This window comes from Pseudoalteromonas sp. UBA6610 (genome assembly GCF_002433295.1).
Taxonomy (GTDB): Bacteria; Pseudomonadota; Gammaproteobacteria; order Enterobacterales; family Alteromonadaceae; genus Pseudoalteromonas; species Pseudoalteromonas atlantica.
On the sequence record NZ_DJHW01000133.1, the window covers coordinates 34,055 to 50,370 of the forward strand.

Annotated in this window: 14 protein-coding genes; 4 read left to right on the plus strand and 10 right to left on the minus strand. The window is 40.6% G+C overall.

Translation table 11 applies throughout. The features are described 5' to 3' along the window. Positions 1-328 precede the first annotated feature (328 nt). Complete coding sequence (locus tag B4F91_RS17340; protein ID WP_273605359.1) at positions 329-1,423, plus strand: NADH:flavin oxidoreductase/NADH oxidase; 1,095 nt, start codon at positions 329-331, stop codon at positions 1,421-1,423. Positions 1,424-1,501: 78 nt separating this feature from the next. Further along, positions 1,502-2,680: an MFS transporter gene (locus B4F91_RS17345; protein ID WP_286936987.1), complete on the plus strand. Its 1,179-nt coding sequence runs from the start codon at positions 1,502-1,504 to the stop codon at positions 2,678-2,680. 75 nt (positions 2,681-2,755) lie between these two features. On the opposite strand, the gene B4F91_RS17350 is transcribed toward B4F91_RS17345, so the two are convergent. The 4 genes from B4F91_RS17350 to B4F91_RS17365 all read right to left on the minus strand — a co-directional run bounded on the left by B4F91_RS17350 (position 2,756) and on the right by B4F91_RS17365 (position 7,135). Further along, a complete protein-coding gene (locus B4F91_RS17350) occupies positions 2,756-3,613 on the minus strand; it encodes an EamA family transporter (RefSeq protein ID WP_273605361.1) in 858 nt (285 codons plus the stop codon). A gap of 219 nt (positions 3,614-3,832) precedes the next feature. Next, the gene (locus tag B4F91_RS17355; RefSeq protein ID WP_004587131.1) at positions 3,833-4,582 is read right to left on the minus strand and encodes a FadR/GntR family transcriptional regulator; all 750 of its coding nucleotides are present in this window, start codon (positions 4,580-4,582) and stop codon (positions 3,833-3,835) included. A 512-nt stretch (positions 4,583-5,094) separates the two neighbouring features. After that, positions 5,095-6,096 carry a Gfo/Idh/MocA family protein gene (locus B4F91_RS17360; RefSeq protein ID WP_064387041.1) on the minus strand — a complete coding sequence of 334 codons (1,002 nt, stop codon included), beginning with the start codon at positions 6,094-6,096 and terminating at the stop codon, positions 5,095-5,097. Between the two features lie 31 nt (positions 6,097-6,127). Further along, positions 6,128-7,135, minus strand: a complete 1,008-nt coding sequence (locus B4F91_RS17365) for an AraC family transcriptional regulator (protein ID WP_273612050.1) — start codon at positions 7,133-7,135, stop codon at positions 6,128-6,130. Positions 7,136-7,311: 176 nt separating this feature from the next. Here B4F91_RS17365 and B4F91_RS17370 point away from each other — a divergent pair, with 176 nt between their 5' ends. After that, entirely contained in the window at positions 7,312-8,922 is a 1,611-nt protein-coding gene (locus B4F91_RS17370; protein WP_286936983.1) for a GMC family oxidoreductase, read from the plus strand. On the opposite strand, the gene B4F91_RS17375 is transcribed toward B4F91_RS17370, so the two are convergent. The 6 genes from B4F91_RS17375 to B4F91_RS17400 form a co-directional block, all read right to left on the minus strand. Beyond that, positions 8,917-9,741 carry a class I SAM-dependent methyltransferase gene (locus tag B4F91_RS17375; RefSeq protein WP_248450414.1) on the minus strand — a complete coding sequence of 275 codons (825 nt, stop codon included), beginning with the start codon at positions 9,739-9,741 and terminating at the stop codon, positions 8,917-8,919. The two genes, B4F91_RS17370 and B4F91_RS17375, sit on opposite strands and share 6 nt — an antisense overlap. Before the next feature lie 3 nt (positions 9,742-9,744). Then, the gene (locus B4F91_RS17380) at positions 9,745-10,143 is read right to left on the minus strand and encodes a hypothetical protein (protein WP_286936981.1); all 399 of its coding nucleotides are present in this window, start codon (positions 10,141-10,143) and stop codon (positions 9,745-9,747) included. Between the two features lie 67 nt (positions 10,144-10,210). Further along, the gene (locus tag B4F91_RS17385) at positions 10,211-10,630 is read right to left on the minus strand and encodes a DUF3429 domain-containing protein (protein ID WP_054981772.1); all 420 of its coding nucleotides are present in this window, start codon (positions 10,628-10,630) and stop codon (positions 10,211-10,213) included. A 336-nt stretch (positions 10,631-10,966) separates the two neighbouring features. Beyond that, positions 10,967-11,887 (minus strand): sterol desaturase family protein, encoded by a 921-nt coding sequence (locus B4F91_RS17390; protein WP_096042843.1) that lies wholly within the window; start codon positions 11,885-11,887, stop codon positions 10,967-10,969. Further along, positions 11,887-12,411: a hypothetical protein gene (locus tag B4F91_RS17395; protein WP_157743018.1), complete on the minus strand. Its 525-nt coding sequence runs from the start codon at positions 12,409-12,411 to the stop codon at positions 11,887-11,889. The genes B4F91_RS17390 and B4F91_RS17395 overlap by 1 nt, the downstream gene beginning before the upstream one ends. Positions 12,412-12,540: 129 nt before the next feature. Then, positions 12,541-13,122 carry a TetR/AcrR family transcriptional regulator gene (locus B4F91_RS17400; protein ID WP_096042845.1) on the minus strand — a complete coding sequence of 194 codons (582 nt, stop codon included), beginning with the start codon at positions 13,120-13,122 and terminating at the stop codon, positions 12,541-12,543. A 121-nt stretch (positions 13,123-13,243) separates the two neighbouring features. Between B4F91_RS17400 and B4F91_RS17405 the strand changes: the two genes are divergently transcribed. Then, a complete protein-coding gene (locus B4F91_RS17405) occupies positions 13,244-16,315 on the plus strand; it encodes a hypothetical protein (RefSeq protein ID WP_096042846.1) in 3,072 nt (1,023 codons plus the stop codon). Position 16,316: the final 1 nt, after the last annotated feature.

The window sequence follows — 16,316 nt, forward strand, 5'->3', positions numbered from 1 at the left end:
ATTGAATTTTAATTCACTTTTTTGGAATAAATATAGCTAGTTGCACAACAAAAAATTATATAAATATGTATAACATCCAAGTAATTGGCTAATTAAGGTACAAGGAAGCATATTTTACTCGTTGAGCAAATGTAAATAGCCATTCATATTGGTTAATTACCTGAATGTATTAATACGGTTAAAAAACCTATAAGACCCTGTTGAATGTTTTGCTCAACGGTATTTATTCTCGTTTTGACACTATAAAAGTGAAGTTTGATCCCCATTAACCCTTCATACCGTAAGCTATAGCATTTCGTACTAAAGTACGCGTATTTAAGGAATATTTATGAGCCAATTATTCTCACCTTTAAAGCTCGGTGAACTCACTTTAGACAACCGCATTATTATTGCGCCTATGTGCCAGTACTCAGCAAATCAGGGGTCTGCTAGTGATTGGCACACTATTCATTTAGGGCAATTGAGCTTAAGTGGTGCAGGGTTATTAATATTAGAGGCCACAGCGGTAAGCCCAGAGGGGCGCATTAGTTACGCCGATTTAGGGCTTTGGAATAACGAAACCCAGCAAGCACTGGGCAAAAGCTTAAAAGCGCTTAGGCAATACAGTCCTATGCCTATTGGCGTTCAGCTTGCGCATGCAGGGCGAAAAGCATCTACTGAAAAACCATGGGATGGCGGTGGTGCAATTGCACCTAGCGATGAAAACGGCTGGCAAACACTTGCGCCTTCAGCCATAGCCTACGATGACAGCGCCTACCAGCCAAAGGCTATGACAAAATCGGATATAACCCAGCTAATAAACGATTTTGTAAGCGCAGCAAAACGCGCTGATGAGCTAGGGCTTGATTTAATTGAGCTACATGGTGCGCATGGTTATTTGTTACACCAGTTTTTATCACCTCTTTCAAACAAGCGTGATGATGAATACGGGGGCAGTTTGCAAAACCGTATGCGCCTTGTGCTTGAGGTTTTTAAAGCACTAAGAGCTGAATTTGCAAGCCATAAACCGGTAGGCATTCGAATCTCTGCGACTGATTGGGTAGAAGGTGGCTGGGATTTAGCACAATCTATTGAGCTTGCTAAAGCATTAGACAAGCTTGGCTGCGATTTTATTCACGTAAGTACAGCAGGGCTAAGCCCAGAGCAACAAATACCGGTTAAACCTAACTTTCAGGTACCATTTGCAACCGCTATTAAAGAGGTAGTAAGTATGCCGGTAATAGCCGTAGGTTTAATCACTGAGCCACAACAAGCCGAAGATATTATTAGCGAGCAGCAAGCCGATGGCGTAGCACTAGCGCGAGGTATTTTGTATAACCCGCATTGGCCTTGGCATGCTGCAGCGCAACTTGGTGCAACCGTTAATGCGCCTAAGCAGTACTTGCGATCTAGCCCGCATGGGCAGCCTTCACCTATTAAGTAACCCACACTTTTACATATACCATGGCTACCCACTGCATTTATATGCAGTGGTTTTATTATTTATAAATTAGAGTTATTTATGAAACAATCACGTGCACAGCCAGTGCAAATAAATAATACCTTAGTAAGCATTATTGCTCTGTGCTGTGGCCTTATTGTGGCAAATATTTATTATGCCCAGCCTATTATTGAGTTATTAGCGCCTGATGTGGGTTTAAGTGCGCACAGCGCCAGTTTTATTGTGTCGCTTACACAAATAGGCTATGCAATGGGACTGTTTTTTTTAGTGCCATTGGCTGATTTAGTCGAAAACAAACGCTTAATGCTCATTACCTTAGCCATAACATTTTTAAGTTTAATAGGCGCAGGCTTAGCGCAAAGCCCAAGTGTAATGTTGCTATTATGCTTATTGGTGGGGGCGAGCTCTGTATCGGTGCAAGTATTAATACCGCTTGCTGCGCATCTATCGTCTGATGAAAAACGTGGGCAAGTACTGGGCAATATAATGGCGGGGTTGTTACTGGGTATTTTATTAGCCAGGCCAGTTGCAAGCTTAATAGCCGATCACTTTGGTTGGCGAGCCGTATTTTATTTTGCCGCAGGCTGTATGGCATTTATAGCCAGTGTTATATATTTTGCAATACCGAGCAGGCAACCAGCACACAATACAACATATTTTAAGTTATTAAAATCGCTTAAGCAGCTAATAATACAGCAGCCCGTGCTGCGTCAGCGGGCATTGTATCAGGCGCTTATGTTTGCCTCTTTTAGCTTATTTTGGACCAGCGTACCGGTTGTATTAGCCAGAGAATATGGCTTATCGCAATCACAAATCGCCTTATTTGCTTTAGTAGGCGCAGCTGGTGCTATTGCAGCCCCTATTGTTGGGCGTTTAGCCGACAAAGGTTACACGCATCAGTTATCGTTACTTGCAAAAGTGATTGCTGCTGCGTGCTTTTTACCCAGTATATTTGAGCTTCCACACGGTATTATTATTTTAGCGCTAACGGGCATGTTTATTGATTTTGCTGTGCAGGCAAATATGGTGCTGGGCCAGCGGGTGGTATATTCATTAGAGCCGCAAAGCCGAGCTCGCTTAAACGCCATATACATGACCAGTATTTTTGTTGGCGGAGCGCTTGGCTCGTTAATGGCAAGCCCACTATACGAAGCTGGTGGCTGGGAAAGCGTGGCGTTAGTGGCAGCGGGTATGCCAGTAATATCACTAGTTGGCTATTTAATGACAAGTAAAAAGTAGCGCGATACAAGTTATATAAAATTTTGTTATTTAAAAGGCCAGCGCAGTTATGTGCTGGCCTTTTTATAGAGGCGATTATTGTTTTTTAACACTCGAAAATGAGCTACCCACCGAAGCTATAATCACCAATAAAATAGCCAACCATTGCCACAAGGTTAATAACTCGCCAAGTATAATAAACCCAGCAAGAGCGGCAAATGCAGGCTCTAGACTTAGCATAATGCTAAACCCTTGAGCGGGCATATTACGCAGTGCAACCATTTCAAGTGTATAGGGCAGTGCACTTGATAAAATAGCAATGCCAATGCCCAGCGGTATAACACTCCATGTAAACGCACTGCTTTGTAATATGCCGCCATAAGGTACAAGTACAATGGCTGCTACGGTCATGCCGAGTGCGACCGTTGCGCCGCCTGAGCTTTGTGTGCCGGTTTTTTTGCCAAATAAAATATAGGCTGCCCAGCAAGCACCGGCACCTAGAGCGAGTATTACGCCAATTGGGTCTAGGCTTTCTTGGCTGCTCATATCGGGCAGTAACAGTAAAATACCCGCAATTGCACACGCCACCCAAAATAAGTCGCGCTTAGCGCGTGAGCTAAATAATGCCACCGCTAATGGGCCGGTAAATTCAAGCGCCACACCAATTCCTAAAGGGATACGTTCAATGGCGTAATAAAATAAAATGTTCATTCCGCCTAGGCTTAAACCGTATACCACAATTGATAACCGATTACCCTTAGCAGGTAGGTGTTTCCACGGTTTAAATATTAAACACAAAATAAGTGCAGAAAAGCCAAGCCTAAGTGCAGTAGTGCCTTCGGGGCCAATAACAGGAAATAACTGCTTAGCAAATGAGGCGCCAGATTGAATTGTGATCATTGCTAAAATAACGCACACAAGCGCGAGCAAAAAGTCTTTAGTGGATGATTGCATTGTTTTCCTTGGTAACAATCGTCTAGTTTTGCGCAGTGTATCTGTTTTTTATTGGCTAAGTAATAGCTTGTATGGCATACACATTAAATTTGGGAGGGAGTGACTAATATGTGCGATGAATTAGCGTAGCTGATTATGCATAACTAAAGGCAAACGCTGAGTGCCTTAAAATAAAAAAGCCAGCGAATAGATCGTTGGCTTATAAACGTTTAGGTCGTTTTAGTGTGTTTTGCTAGCACTTTTAACTAGGCCATCTAAAGAATAAAGGCCACGTTTTTCATCATTTTTACGTTTGATTTCTTCAAGCGCACGCGCTTCTACAGCGTCAAATAATGCATTAATTAAACGGTTAAAGTGTTTATGCATTGCGGTACGTGCGGCGCTTGCGTCGTGTGTTTGCAGCGCATTATAAATAGCGGTGTGCTCATCCATTACGCAATCGTTATTGTTTTTACACACACTGCCATAATCAGCCACAATTTGTGAATTGTTTAAACGTAAATCCCACAAATTTGCCACTGCATACTCAAGGGCTTTGTTACGTGTAGCACGCGCTATAATTTCGTGAAACTCGCGGTCTGCTTGCTCTACATATAAGCCTTTTTCCATGGCTATTAGCGTTTGCTTTAATTGAGCTAGTTCTTCATCGGTGATTGATTGAGCGGCAAGTGCGGCTATTTCACCTTCAATGAGTGCGCGAGCTTGTGTTAGCTCAAAAGCGCTGATCTCTTTTGTTTTTACAGATGTTTCTTGTTGTTCTATTACATAAACGCCTGAGCCGGTTTTGACCTCTACGCGGCCTCGTACTTCTAATGCAATAATAGCTTCACGAATTGTTGGGCGGCTTACGTCAAACATGTCGGCAAGTTCTCGCTCTGGTGGTAAACGACTCCCAGCAGAAAACTCTCCTTGGTTTATCAAAGCTTCAACTTTATCAACAATGCGCCAAAATAAGCGACGGTTTCCCATATTCTACCTTTATTACCTTAAGGAATAGCGGCTAATAGGCTCAAATAGCCTAAACCTACTGTTATTAGCAGAGGTTACCCCAAAATTCACTATTATGTCAAAATTCTAAAGTGATGTAACGGTCATATAATATTATAAATGGGTGTTAACCTATTTATGTTACCAATTTAGTATAAATTTTAATAATTGGCTAGCTTGATTGGTCATGTTTTTGTGTGCTAAGTTAACTTTGCTCATTTATATAAGCGTGCTTAGAGCAAGCTAACTTTAATGGTTTGAAATGTGTGCAATCTAGGCGCGGGTTAATGGTGGTGCGAGGTGAGTAACCTAGTTCGCCTAATAACTGGCGCAGCCTTGGTTGAATGGTGAATAGATTTATGCAAATTAAACCATTAAAAATCTACACGCTTTAATAAAGAGCCTGTGTAATTTAGCTGTACCTAATAAAAAATAAGTAAGCGCATAATTACAACTAGGCTCTTGCCTTGATTGCCCACGGATGGGGGTCAACTTTAGTCCGCTGCTGCGTTTTTATCATTAGGGTACACTACCCCAAGCTGCTTTCTTGCGGTATCAAGTACGTTCATTACGTCGCGGGCAAGCTGATGTGTATTAACATCTGACTCTAGTTTTTGCGCGTTTATGGTTTGCATAAAGTGCGCAACTTCGTATTTCATAAAGTGCTCATCAAATTTATCAGAAATAACCTCAACCTCCCCGTTATTGGCAACAAACTCTATGTGTTTTAACTGCGACACGGCATGTATTCGTAAGCGTCCGCGCTCACCTTGTATTTCGGTGATGTTATCGCCTTGAGAAATTTTAGAGTAGCTAATAACGGCTTGTTTATCATCGTAATTTAATAATACGTCGCCTGCGCCATCTACGCCTGTATCTAATAGTACCCCACTGGCACTCACGCGCTGTGGAGCGCCCCAAAGTGCTATAAGTAGGTAAAGCGGATACACACCTAAATCGAGTAAAGCGCCATTGGCAAATTCGGGTAAAAAGGTATTTGGGCGTTCGCCGTTTTTGTATTTATCGTAGCGTGATGAGTACTGACTGTATTGGCCAATAAACTTACGGGGTTTACCAATTTTACTCAGCGCATTTTTAAGTCGCGCAAAGTTTGGCAAATGCGTGGTCATCATTGCTTCCATGTAAAGGCGTTTATTGGCGTTAGCCGCAGTTAAAATAGCGTTTAGCTCTTGGCTATTAGCGGCTGAAGGTTTTTCGCCTAGTACATGTTTGCCTGCTTCAAGGCACATTACTGCATATTGCTTGTGTAGGCTATTTGGCGCTGCAATATACACCGCATCAACATCGGGGTCTTGGCATACCTGCTCAATTGAGGTGAAAATTTTTACATCGGTATTGGGGTGATTAGATAAAAAGGCTTCGCCGCTTGATTGCTTGCGTGAGCACACACCGTATAAATTAAATGCAGGTAACGTATTTGCTGCGCTTAATAGGGTATCACTAATAAAATTTGTACCGACAATGACAAAGTTCATGCCTGCTCCTTAGCTTAAATAATAAGAGCCGTTACTTTAACATTTTTTTTGCCCTGTATGCGCGTGGAGAATACCCAAACCAGCGTTTAACACTTGCGCATAAGGTTGCTTGTTCGTGATAGCCTAAAAGCATTGAAATAGTGCTGATAGAGTATTGTTTTTGAAGCAAGTAATGCGCCGCTAGCGCCCGACGTGTGGTGTCTTTCAGTTTTACAAAGCTGGTGTTATGTTTAGCTAATTCACGGTGCAAGGTACGCGGGTGCATATTAAGTGCTTCGGCAATAGTTTGGTTTGAACACTGATAAATAGGCAGCATTGGCCTTATTAGTGCGCTTACTTGGGCAGGTAATGACTGACTGTGTTCGTTGCGTTTAGCTAAAAAATTAAAGGCCGCGTCGGTTTTATTAAGGTTATTGTGATTAAGCTTTATCGATAAGTCGGCTTTGTTTATTACAATGCCCGCACTGTTGCGGTGCTCTATTACTTTACAGCCAAAATAGGTTTTGTATGCGAGTGTATTAGTTGCCAGCTTTTGCGGTAAAAACACAGTGCGAGGCTTGCACTGATTATTACTTAATTTTTTAATTATGCTCATGGCTAAGCCAAGCGTGAGCTCTATGGCTTGGTTTATTTGTGGTAGGGGCTTTAGGTTAAATTCAAACGATAAAAATAAGCTCTCGTCATTATCTAATGAGTGCGTTGTTAAGCACAATGCGGGGCTGTGTAAGTGTAAATATTTAACCACCCAGCTAAGCGCTTCTTCTAAATTAGTCCCACTTTTAGCGGCTATTGCTATGTGGCCTAAAATATCAAAGTTTTGTTTATTTGCTAATTTAAGCCCAAAGCTTGGGCAGTTAAGCGTGTGGCTGCAGTACTCTAATAAATTTGCATAGCTCAAATAGGGTAAATATTGGTTTTCAAGGTTATTAAAGTCGACATTGACCTTACAGGTTTTCATTACGCTTGCTGGGTCTGCGCCAAGTTCTTTAATTAACGAGTCTATTGAATATAAAGAGGTGGCACGTATTGGGCTGCTCATACACTGGCGCTGTAAATTAAAGAAGGTGTCTAAAAATATCAAGTTTTTAGGATTTAATCTATGCACTATAGAGCGAATAGCACGCTGCAATAAAACTGCTTATTTACAACTGCATGGATGCACAAAGCAAAAGCAGCTACCAATAAGAACTAAATAGTGATGATGCAAAGGCACCTATGAGTAACCACACGTTTGATTATATTATTATTGGCGCAGGCAGTGCAGGTTGTGTGCTGGCAGCGCGTTTATCAGAAGATCAGCATATAAGTGTGTGCTTAATAGAGTCGGGCGGTAGCGATAAGAGCACTTTAATACAAATGCCTGCGGGTATTGCGGCCAGTGTGCCATATGGCATAAATAGTTGGCACTACAATACGGTACCGCAAAAGGCGCTTAATAACCGATGTGGCTTTGTACCGCGGGGCAGAGTGCTTGGTGGGTCAAGCTCTACTAATGCCATGGTGTATATACGCGGTAATAAATACGATTACGATAACTGGGCACAAAATGGCAACCTTGGGTGGGACTACAACAGTTTATTGCCCTATTTTATAAAAGCCGAAAACAATAAAACGTTTAATAACGCGTTACATGGCACAAAAGGGCCATTGCATGTGCAAGAGCTGACTAAGCCAAGTGCGGTAAACTCTTGCTTTTTAAAAGCGTGTGTTGAGCAAGGAATACAGTTAAATGACGATATCAATGGCGCTGAGCAACATGGAGCACGGCTTTCGCAGGTTACGCAACATAATGGTGAGCGCTGTAGTGCTGCAAAAGCGTATTTAACACCGCACTTAAATAGGCCTAACCTTAGTGTGTTTACCCACAGCCACGTTAATAAGATTATAATCAAAAATAAGGTTGCCTACGGCGTAGAGCTTGAGCGCGGCGGTAAAATTATTACATTAATGGCTAAAAAGGAGGTGCTTTTAAGCGCCGGTGCAATTAACTCTCCGCAAGTGTTAATGCTTTCAGGAATTGGCCCTAAAGCGCATTTAGCAGCGCATAACATACCACTGGAACATGCACTGGAAGGAGTAGGGGGTAATTTGCAAGATCACTTAACCGTGGTGCCTTTGTGTAAAGCAAATACAGCAAAAGGCACCTTTGGGGTAAGTGTAAAAGGCGCTGCAAGTATTATTAAAGGGTGTGCGCAGTGGTTTAGTAAACGTAGCGGGGTGTTAACCAGTAATTTTGCTGAGTCACATGCGTTTATTAATGTGTTGGATAATTCGCCTGCGCCGGATATTCAACTTGAGTTTGTAATTGGGTTGGTGGACGATCATAGTCGCAAAGTTCACCTTGGCCATGGCTATAGTATTCACAGTAGTATTATGCGCCCCAAAAGCCGAGGGACAATAAGGCTTGCCAATAGCAATCCACGCAGTGCGCCGCTTATCGACCCTAATTATTTAAGCCACCCTGATGATTTATCGCTTATGCTTGCAGGGCTTAAAAAAGCGCTGCGTATTATGCAAAGCCCCGCCTTTGATAAAATTCGTGGTAACTTTGTTTACCCGCTTGATGTAAATAACGATTCCCAGCTTATTGAATTTATTCGCCAAACTGCCGATACCGAATATCACCCTGTTGGCACCTGTAAAATGGGCACCGACAATATGGCGGTGGTTAATAGCAAACTACAAGTACACGGGATACGCAGCTTAAGGGTTATTGATGCCTCAATTATGCCTACCATAGTAACAGGTAACACAAACGCACCTGTTATTGCCATTGCTGAAAAGGCCGCTGATTTAATAAAATTGAGCTATAAAACAGGGTTATAAGTTGCGGTTGTAAAAGTGAGTAAGCCACGCCTGCCAGTCATCTTCTAGTTTAAGCATTTGTTGGTGCTTTTTAGCGTTAAGATGTTTGTTTTCATCTTCGGTGGCAATAAAAGGGCCTACCCGACAAAGCGAGCAATGATTTTCACCTAAATACGCAGGCTTTGTAAGGTGAGTGCTTAGTTCGTCAGATTGCGCCGAGATTGCTTTAGGCGTAAACACATAAGTGATACCACTGGTGTCTTTTACGTGTTTGTCACGGTCTACGTTTCTTATTTTGTAACCATCAAACTGGTTAATATCAAAAGGCATTTGGCCCGCGTACTTAGCCTCAAGGCCATTACTTAAGCTGCCTTCAATGTTCCACTCGCGATAGGGTTTTACATCTTTTGAGGTTATGTAGCAAAGCATAGGGCCGCTTTTGTCGAGCGCGTAATTGTTAGCGTATTTAATAAATTGATGTAGTAACGCGCGATTAAGCACGTTCATGCTGGTTTTTTGGGTGTTGCTTTCAAATGCTTCGCGCCCTACAAAGGCTGGAATAAGCGGAAACTGAAAAATAACTACATCAAAGCTGTGCTGGTGGGCAGCTAATTTTTGCCAACATAAAGGGTCCGTTACATCAAAGCAATTAATAACTTCTACATGACACTTTTTTAAACTACTTAGCGCATTGTGTTGGTATTTTTGCTCTATGGTTTTGGCGCTATCATAAGTAGATGCGACTAACTTTGCCGGTTTTATATGATTAACCACCGCATTAGAGAACGATAGATCGCCATCGCCTACGGTGAGAATTCGCCAATTAGGATTTAAATACATAACTTAATTAGATTTGTGAGTGTTTTGATCTGCACTTTGAGTATTTTGCGCTGTATTAGCACCATGCAAACGATGAAACGCAAGGCGTGTTTTAAGCCCTTCAATGGCTATTTGTTTTAAAATTAAATTAAAGGTAATTAAAATAGCAAACACAATATGAATAGGGCCATGTGTAAAACCCGCCTCTGGGCTATAAAGCGTAAGCCCAAACAACATAAATAACACCACTAACAGTATTTCTATTAATTGGTTTGAGTAAAAGCTGAGCCGGCCTTCATTTTTGTGATCTTTTTTAATGCTAATAGCGCAAAAAAACGGAATAACTTTAATTTTAAAAGCGGCGTTTTTTTCTACGTAGTTTTCGCCAAGCTCGTTAAGCTGCTGGCGTAATGTATCAATCATGGTGCGTCCTTAAATAGCAGTGCGCGGATGTTACACTATTACGCCTAGTAGGTTAAGCAGCGCAAGGTTATTTTGGGTAAAGGCTCATACCAATGGTGAGTATGTGACACACAAATACCACTGAGGTAAGAATAAAGCGCATTTTTTGATAATCGCGATGGTAGGTTTGCCATTGTGGTGTGGCTTTTTCAAAGATAAGAACTAACCAAAAACTAGCCCCTAACCAGGCAAGCGCCCACTCCAGCGGGATAAACGATAAAAATGGTACGGGTATAACAGGCACAACCGCTTTAATTGCATCGCTGTAGCTTTGCATCCCAGCGCGCCATAAATTGCCCGCCATAAATGCCAGTATAGCAATGCTATAAAAAGTAAAAAACTCCAAGTTAACGCTATTACTGCCAAACATAAGCGGCCACGCTACGCAGCCTAAAAAGGGTAGTAACCCCAAATAGCCAAGTTGAATATGATTAACAAATTTTTCCATTACAGCATGCCTTATGTTGTGTGTTTTTTAGCGCGGCTATTGTAGCAGTTTTAAATATAACGTGTTGCAAGATGTGCGCTTTCGATAAGTTTATTTACGCAGTAAAACAATCAGGTAGATCATCTTATATAAACAAACTGCTTGGAAGTATGGTTTTTATAGGCGGCTAAAAGGTTTTTTAAATATGTAGGCTTAGTGATAAAGGCATAAATAGTTGTGTCTTTATGCAGTGGACACCCTTTTTATAAAGAGTAACCACTGATAAAGCTATGCGACTATTCATTTTACCCAAAGCATAAACCTTGAACTGCAATAATGTCAGAGGTTAATACCAACTTAGTCAGCTTTAATGCTTTGCGCTTTTTGTTTTTTTAATTTTTGCTCTTGTTCCCATGCCCATAATGGAGGCTTGATCAGTAGGTTTAAGCGATGCTGCCATGTTGGCGCATGGCGTATTTGTGAAAACAACTTACTGTAACCGCTAAAAAATATTTTTATCGGGTTAACACTATCAATTCGTGGGAATACACCGTAACTAACGGGGGCTTCTTCTTTTGCAAAAGTACCAAACATACGATCCCAAATTATGAATATGCCTGCGTAATTCTTATCTAAGTATTGCTTGTTCGTTGCATGATGCACTCTATGGTGTGAGGGCGTATTAAAAATAGCTTCAATAGGTTTCGGAAATTTTTTAACGCTTTCTGTGTGTAAAAGTGTCTGAAATACTTGTACAAATATTTCTGCAAAAAAGATTACAAATGGATTAAAGCCTATCAACGCCAACGGTAGATGAAAAAACAGTGGAAAAAACCAATCCATTGGCCCATGTCTGTAAGCAACCGAAATATTAAAAAATGGTGAGCTGTGATGCACTGTATGCGTAGCCCAAGCAAAGCCATTTTTATGCAGAAAACGGTGTTCCCAATAGTATGCTAAGTCGGCTAAAACAATACAACCAATAATCGACCACATTGTTACGGGTAATTCAGTAATACGCCAATTGTCATAAACATAAAAAAATACACCAGCATAAGTAAGTGCTACTAAACCTATAATTCCGATGAACAATACAAGCGTAATAAAGTTACTAACACTATCTCCGAACAAAGTACGTGTAAATTGCTTTTTAAATGCATAACGCAACATTTCGAGGCAAAAAAGAGTTATGGCAGCTACAAAAAACCAGTCATCAACCCACTGTTCAAGCCAGTATATATCGTCAGTAGTAAAAGGTATGAATAAGAAGTCGAACATTACTTAGCTTCCTCGTATTTTACATACAGCTCACTATTATTCGTTTCACCATTAGCATTTAAGGTGTGAATTTCTAAAACAGCGATGGGCGCTTTTTGATAATTAATACTAGACCAACTTTGGGCAATTTGATTGTTCGTATAAAAATCACGTTTAAGTAACGTAGTATATTTTCCTTTACTTACTTTTATAGGAGCTACAGGGCTTTTTAAATCAGAAGCGTTATAACCAATGGTTACATTTGCTGTTTGATAGTTATCACTAAAATCAGTGTAAAAAACAATAATGCTACTAGGTTGTTTTCTTAATCGGTTATGTAGTTGTTTAGCGTTATTAAAGTGCTCCCACAGAGTATTTACCTCGCTAACAGCAATTTTTTGGCTAATGCCATCAATTAAAAAACTACCTTTTTCTACTTCATTTAGATTGCTTTGAGGCTGCTGCTTGATTATTTCAAACGTTTTGTTACTCCCCATAGAAACTGGTTTAGAAATAGCATGTGCTTTAGATGGTTGAACGATCATTAAACACCAGACACAAATCACTACTAATGCACTAACAACAATTGATGTTACAAAATTCATAAATTAACTCTAAACAAATATTTTGAAGGGAGTTTAGAGTAAAACAAAGTAAATTGTCAATAAGACAATTTACTTTGTTAGATTAACTAACAATAAATGTGCACTTTGCTTTAATTTATGAATAGCATCCCCCATTTTTAGCGGTAATAACGAAAGCGATAATAAATAACTAGCATAAAGGCTGTAAGCAATAAGCGATGCTTTTTCATCGTCAATACTTGCGTACTCTTCACTTATTATGGTGCTTACTTGCTCAATAAAGGTATTCATAATTTGCTCTTGATGCTCCTTTAATACCGCTAATCTTTTAGCTTCACCAAAGATAGCCTCGCCAATAATAGTATTGTTTACATGCTCTTCACTGCCTACTGTAAAAAGCATATCTATAAGCGCGCTTGTGCGGTTTGTATTAGGAAGCCAACTAATTAATGATTGCCATTGTTGCTCGTATATTAGTTTCCAACGCTCACTTAAAGCACAAATTATATCGTCTTTGTTACCTATATAATGACGAAGAATGGTGCGTTTCATATTTGCCTGCTCGGCAATATTTTCTAGCGACGTTGCTTGTAACCCTAGAGTAAGAATGCAGTGTTCAAATGCATCTAAGATTTGTTTTTTTCGCTGAACAGCCATACTGGGTCTAGCCATTGTTTCTACCTTTTTAACTATTTGGATTAGCATATCAAATAAATCATTAATTTTCAGGTTGCCAATTTATTTTTATTAACTTAATATTAAATTGTCAATGTGAAAATAAACTAGGTTTAAAATGAAAAAAATAATCAGCAATGTTTTACTTGCTCTTTGCGTTTCAGGGTGCGGAGAAAGTAACACCAAGAAACCTTTGCCTTATCCAGTTCCTGTGTTGCCAGTTATTGAGGCGCCTACTTATGAAGGTGAATATATTAATTTTGAGTCAGGTCCCGTCAGACCCATTGCTCAGCTTAAAGAACAAGGGCTATTGTTAGTCACCAACACATCGAATAACCGCATTGAGGTATACAAACAAGTTGAAAGTGGCGATCTTGAATTTGAAGGTTTTATCAATGTGGGATTAGAACCTGTGGCTGTCGCTGTTTATAACAATAAGGCGTGGGTGGTTAATCACCTGTCGGACTCTGTGAGTGTGATCAATATGCAAAGTAAGCCTTGGCACGTTGAGCGTACTTTACTCGTAGGCGATGAACCCCGCGATATTGTATTTGCACAAGGTAAGTTATTCGTAAGTACAGCACATCGCGGTCAACATCGATTCTCTCAACAAATAATAGCTAAAGAGGGCGTTGGTGCTAGAGATTTAACACAAGGGGGAGTTGGAAGAGCAGATATTTGGGTGTTTGATAGCCAAAACTTAGGAAATGAGCTTGGCGGCACACCTGAAAAAATAGTTAACTTATTTGGTGATACACCAAGAGCATTAACAGTAAGCAAAGATGAACAGCACGTTTATGCAGGTATTTTAAATTCGGGTAATCAAACGAGTACCGTACATGAAAACGTTATGTGCCACGGATTTGAAGATGATGAGTACGGCGGATACCCTTGTCAGGTTATGGACAAAATAACCAGTCCTAATGGGTTAGAAAGTGGTTATTTACCTGGCGGTAGAACGGCCCCCGGTGTTAATGCGTTTGGGGAGCCACAACCGTGGACAAGTATGATTGTAAAATACAATCAAAATAATGGTCAATGGCAAGATTCAGCTGGGCGCAACTTTTCTAATGGGGTACGTTTTAACTTACCTGATTTAGATGTGTTTAAGATTGATGTTGATTCAATGGCGGTTCAAGATTCTTATGCGCATGTTGGCACTACTTTGTTTAATATGACTATTAACCCAGTTAATAACGCTTTATATGTGTCTAATACTGAGGCAAATAATGCGGTTCGGTTTGAAGGCAAAGGAGAATTTACGGGCTCAACAGTGAGAGGGAAACTTGCTCAAAGCCAAATATCAGTTATTGATTTATCTACCAAATCAGTTAAACCAAGGCATTTAAATCGCCATATAGATTATGCTGATATTAAAAATCAAAAAGAAGCTAAAGCGCATAGCTTATCTACGCCATTACAAATGCAGGTAGATAGTAAGGGGAAAAATATATACCTAGCAGCGATGGGGTCTAATAAGGTTGCTGTTATACCAACACACATGATGGACAGCGATAGTTACTGGGATAACGTAGGAGAGGAGTTTACGCCGTCACTCGCGAGTCAAAATTATATTGATGTATCGGGTGGTCCCGCAGGTTTGTTGCTTGATGAGTCAAATGACGCCTTATATGTATATACGCGTTTTGACAACTCAATAGTACATGTCGGTATCAACAATAACTTAGAAAAACAAAGAATTGCTTTATACAACTCAGAACCTGAGTTTATAGTGAAGGGGCGTCCGTTTATGTATGATGCGCAGGCAACTTCAAGCAATGGAGAGTCATCATGCGCCAGCTGTCATATTTTTTCTGATACCGATCATTTAAGTTGGAATTTAGGTGACCCAGATAAAAAAAATACCCGCAATTCACTGCCATTCCCTACAGAAAATATTTCTGAACTAGGTTGTACACTCGTTGGCCCTCAAGATGAAAGTTGCCAGTTACTTTCTATTATTAATGGCGATGGTGATAAACGCACATTTGCATCAATGAAAGGCCCTATGATGACGCAAACCTTACGCGGAATGCAAAACCATGGGCATATGCATTGGCGTGGAGATCGCTCTATAGGCTATTTTGGTGTTGATACTGATAATACGCTAAGTGAAAAAGTCTCGTTTAAAAATTTTATTGTCGCTTTTGAGGGGTTGCTTGGTTTAGATATAGAGCTTGCAAGTTCCGCTAGTAGTAACAATAAACCTGCTAAAATAATTAAGCTTGAGGAGGATGTAGATAAACTAGCTGATTTTTCATTGGCTTTAGCTTTTGGGCCTAACCCGATAAGAGCGCTCGATAATTCACTTACTTCATCAGCACAAATGGGGGCACGCTTTTTTCATGGACAAAGACGCTCAGATGGTTTGGCAACTGATGTAGATATTAATGGCGCTAGTGTAGATGGTGTTAATTGCGAAGGGTGCCATGGGGTTGACCATGCTAAGGGCTTTTATGGCACCCGAGGCGAGGTAGCGCATGGTGGTGAAATTAATATTTTAAAAGTGCCTCAACTGAGAAACCTATATACCCGTGTTGGTATGTATGGACTACCAGATAGAGAGGGGTTTTTACCTTCTCATACTAAAGAGCATCAGGGGAGACAGGTGCGTGGTTTTGGCTTTTTACACGATGGCGCAACTGATCAGTTAGTTAACTTTTTACGAGGTGGAGTGTTTGATAACGGTGAGCAAGGTTGCCCACATGGTGCGGATGAAAAAAATGGCTGCATGTTTAATCAAGGTAAAGTTGGCATACCAAGCGAGGAAGTTAGAGAAGGGTTAGTTGACTATTTAATGGAGTTTGATAACGATTTAGCCCCTGTCGTTGGCCAACAAATTACCTTGTCAAAAAATAGTCCTGAGGAAGCTGAAGCGCGTGTTAATTTGTTTTATGAGCGTGCTAAAACCCCTTTTGTATCTAAATTGTTAGGAGGCAATACAACAGAATGTGAGCTAATTGCGACAGGGATGATAAACGATAAAAAGCGGGGTTATTTTATGAAGTCGTCTATTGGGGTATTTCAAAGCGATAAACAAGCAGAGCCGCAGCTATCACTCTCAGAAATAATTGAGCTAGCAAAAGAGCAAAATAACACGTTAACGTTTACATGTGCCGTTCCGGGTAAAGGTTGGCGTAGCTCGGTTGATAGCAACCTTAATGGTGTACTTAATTACGATGAGGTTTAAT

What these genes read in the sequence shown, in the direction of transcription:
- B4F91_RS17375 (WP_248450414.1), bottom strand. Translation starts at nt 9,741, where the DNA reads ATGTATTTAAATCCTAATTGGCGAATTCTCACCGTAGGCGATGGCGAT.
- B4F91_RS17405 (WP_096042846.1), top strand. Translation starts at nt 13,244, where the DNA reads ATGAAAAAAATAATCAGCAATGTTTTACTTGCTCTTTGCGTTTCAGGG.
- B4F91_RS17365 (WP_273612050.1), bottom strand. Translation starts at nt 7,135, where the DNA reads ATGAGCAGCCCAATACGTGCCACCTCTTTATATTCAATAGACTCGTTA.
- B4F91_RS17385 (WP_054981772.1), bottom strand. Translation starts at nt 10,630, where the DNA reads ATGGAAAAATTTGTTAATCATATTCAACTTGGCTATTTGGGGTTACTA.
- B4F91_RS17345 (WP_286936987.1), top strand. Translation starts at nt 1,502, where the DNA reads ATGAAACAATCACGTGCACAGCCAGTGCAAATAAATAATACCTTAGTA.
- B4F91_RS17380 (WP_286936981.1), bottom strand. Translation starts at nt 10,143, where the DNA reads ATGATTGATACATTACGCCAGCAGCTTAACGAGCTTGGCGAAAACTAC.
- B4F91_RS17395 (WP_157743018.1), bottom strand. Translation starts at nt 12,411, where the DNA reads ATGATCGTTCAACCATCTAAAGCACATGCTATTTCTAAACCAGTTTCT.
- B4F91_RS17400 (WP_096042845.1), bottom strand. Translation starts at nt 13,122, where the DNA reads ATGGCTAGACCCAGTATGGCTGTTCAGCGAAAAAAACAAATCTTAGAT.
- B4F91_RS17355 (WP_004587131.1), bottom strand. Translation starts at nt 4,582, where the DNA reads ATGGGAAACCGTCGCTTATTTTGGCGCATTGTTGATAAAGTTGAAGCT.
- B4F91_RS17340 (WP_273605359.1), top strand. Translation starts at nt 329, where the DNA reads ATGAGCCAATTATTCTCACCTTTAAAGCTCGGTGAACTCACTTTAGAC.
- B4F91_RS17360 (WP_064387041.1), bottom strand. Translation starts at nt 6,096, where the DNA reads ATGAACTTTGTCATTGTCGGTACAAATTTTATTAGTGATACCCTATTA.
- B4F91_RS17370 (WP_286936983.1), top strand. Translation starts at nt 7,312, where the DNA reads ATGAGTAACCACACGTTTGATTATATTATTATTGGCGCAGGCAGTGCA.
- B4F91_RS17390 (WP_096042843.1), bottom strand. Translation starts at nt 11,887, where the DNA reads ATGTTCGACTTCTTATTCATACCTTTTACTACTGACGATATATACTGG.
- B4F91_RS17350 (WP_273605361.1), bottom strand. Translation starts at nt 3,613, where the DNA reads ATGCAATCATCCACTAAAGACTTTTTGCTCGCGCTTGTGTGCGTTATT.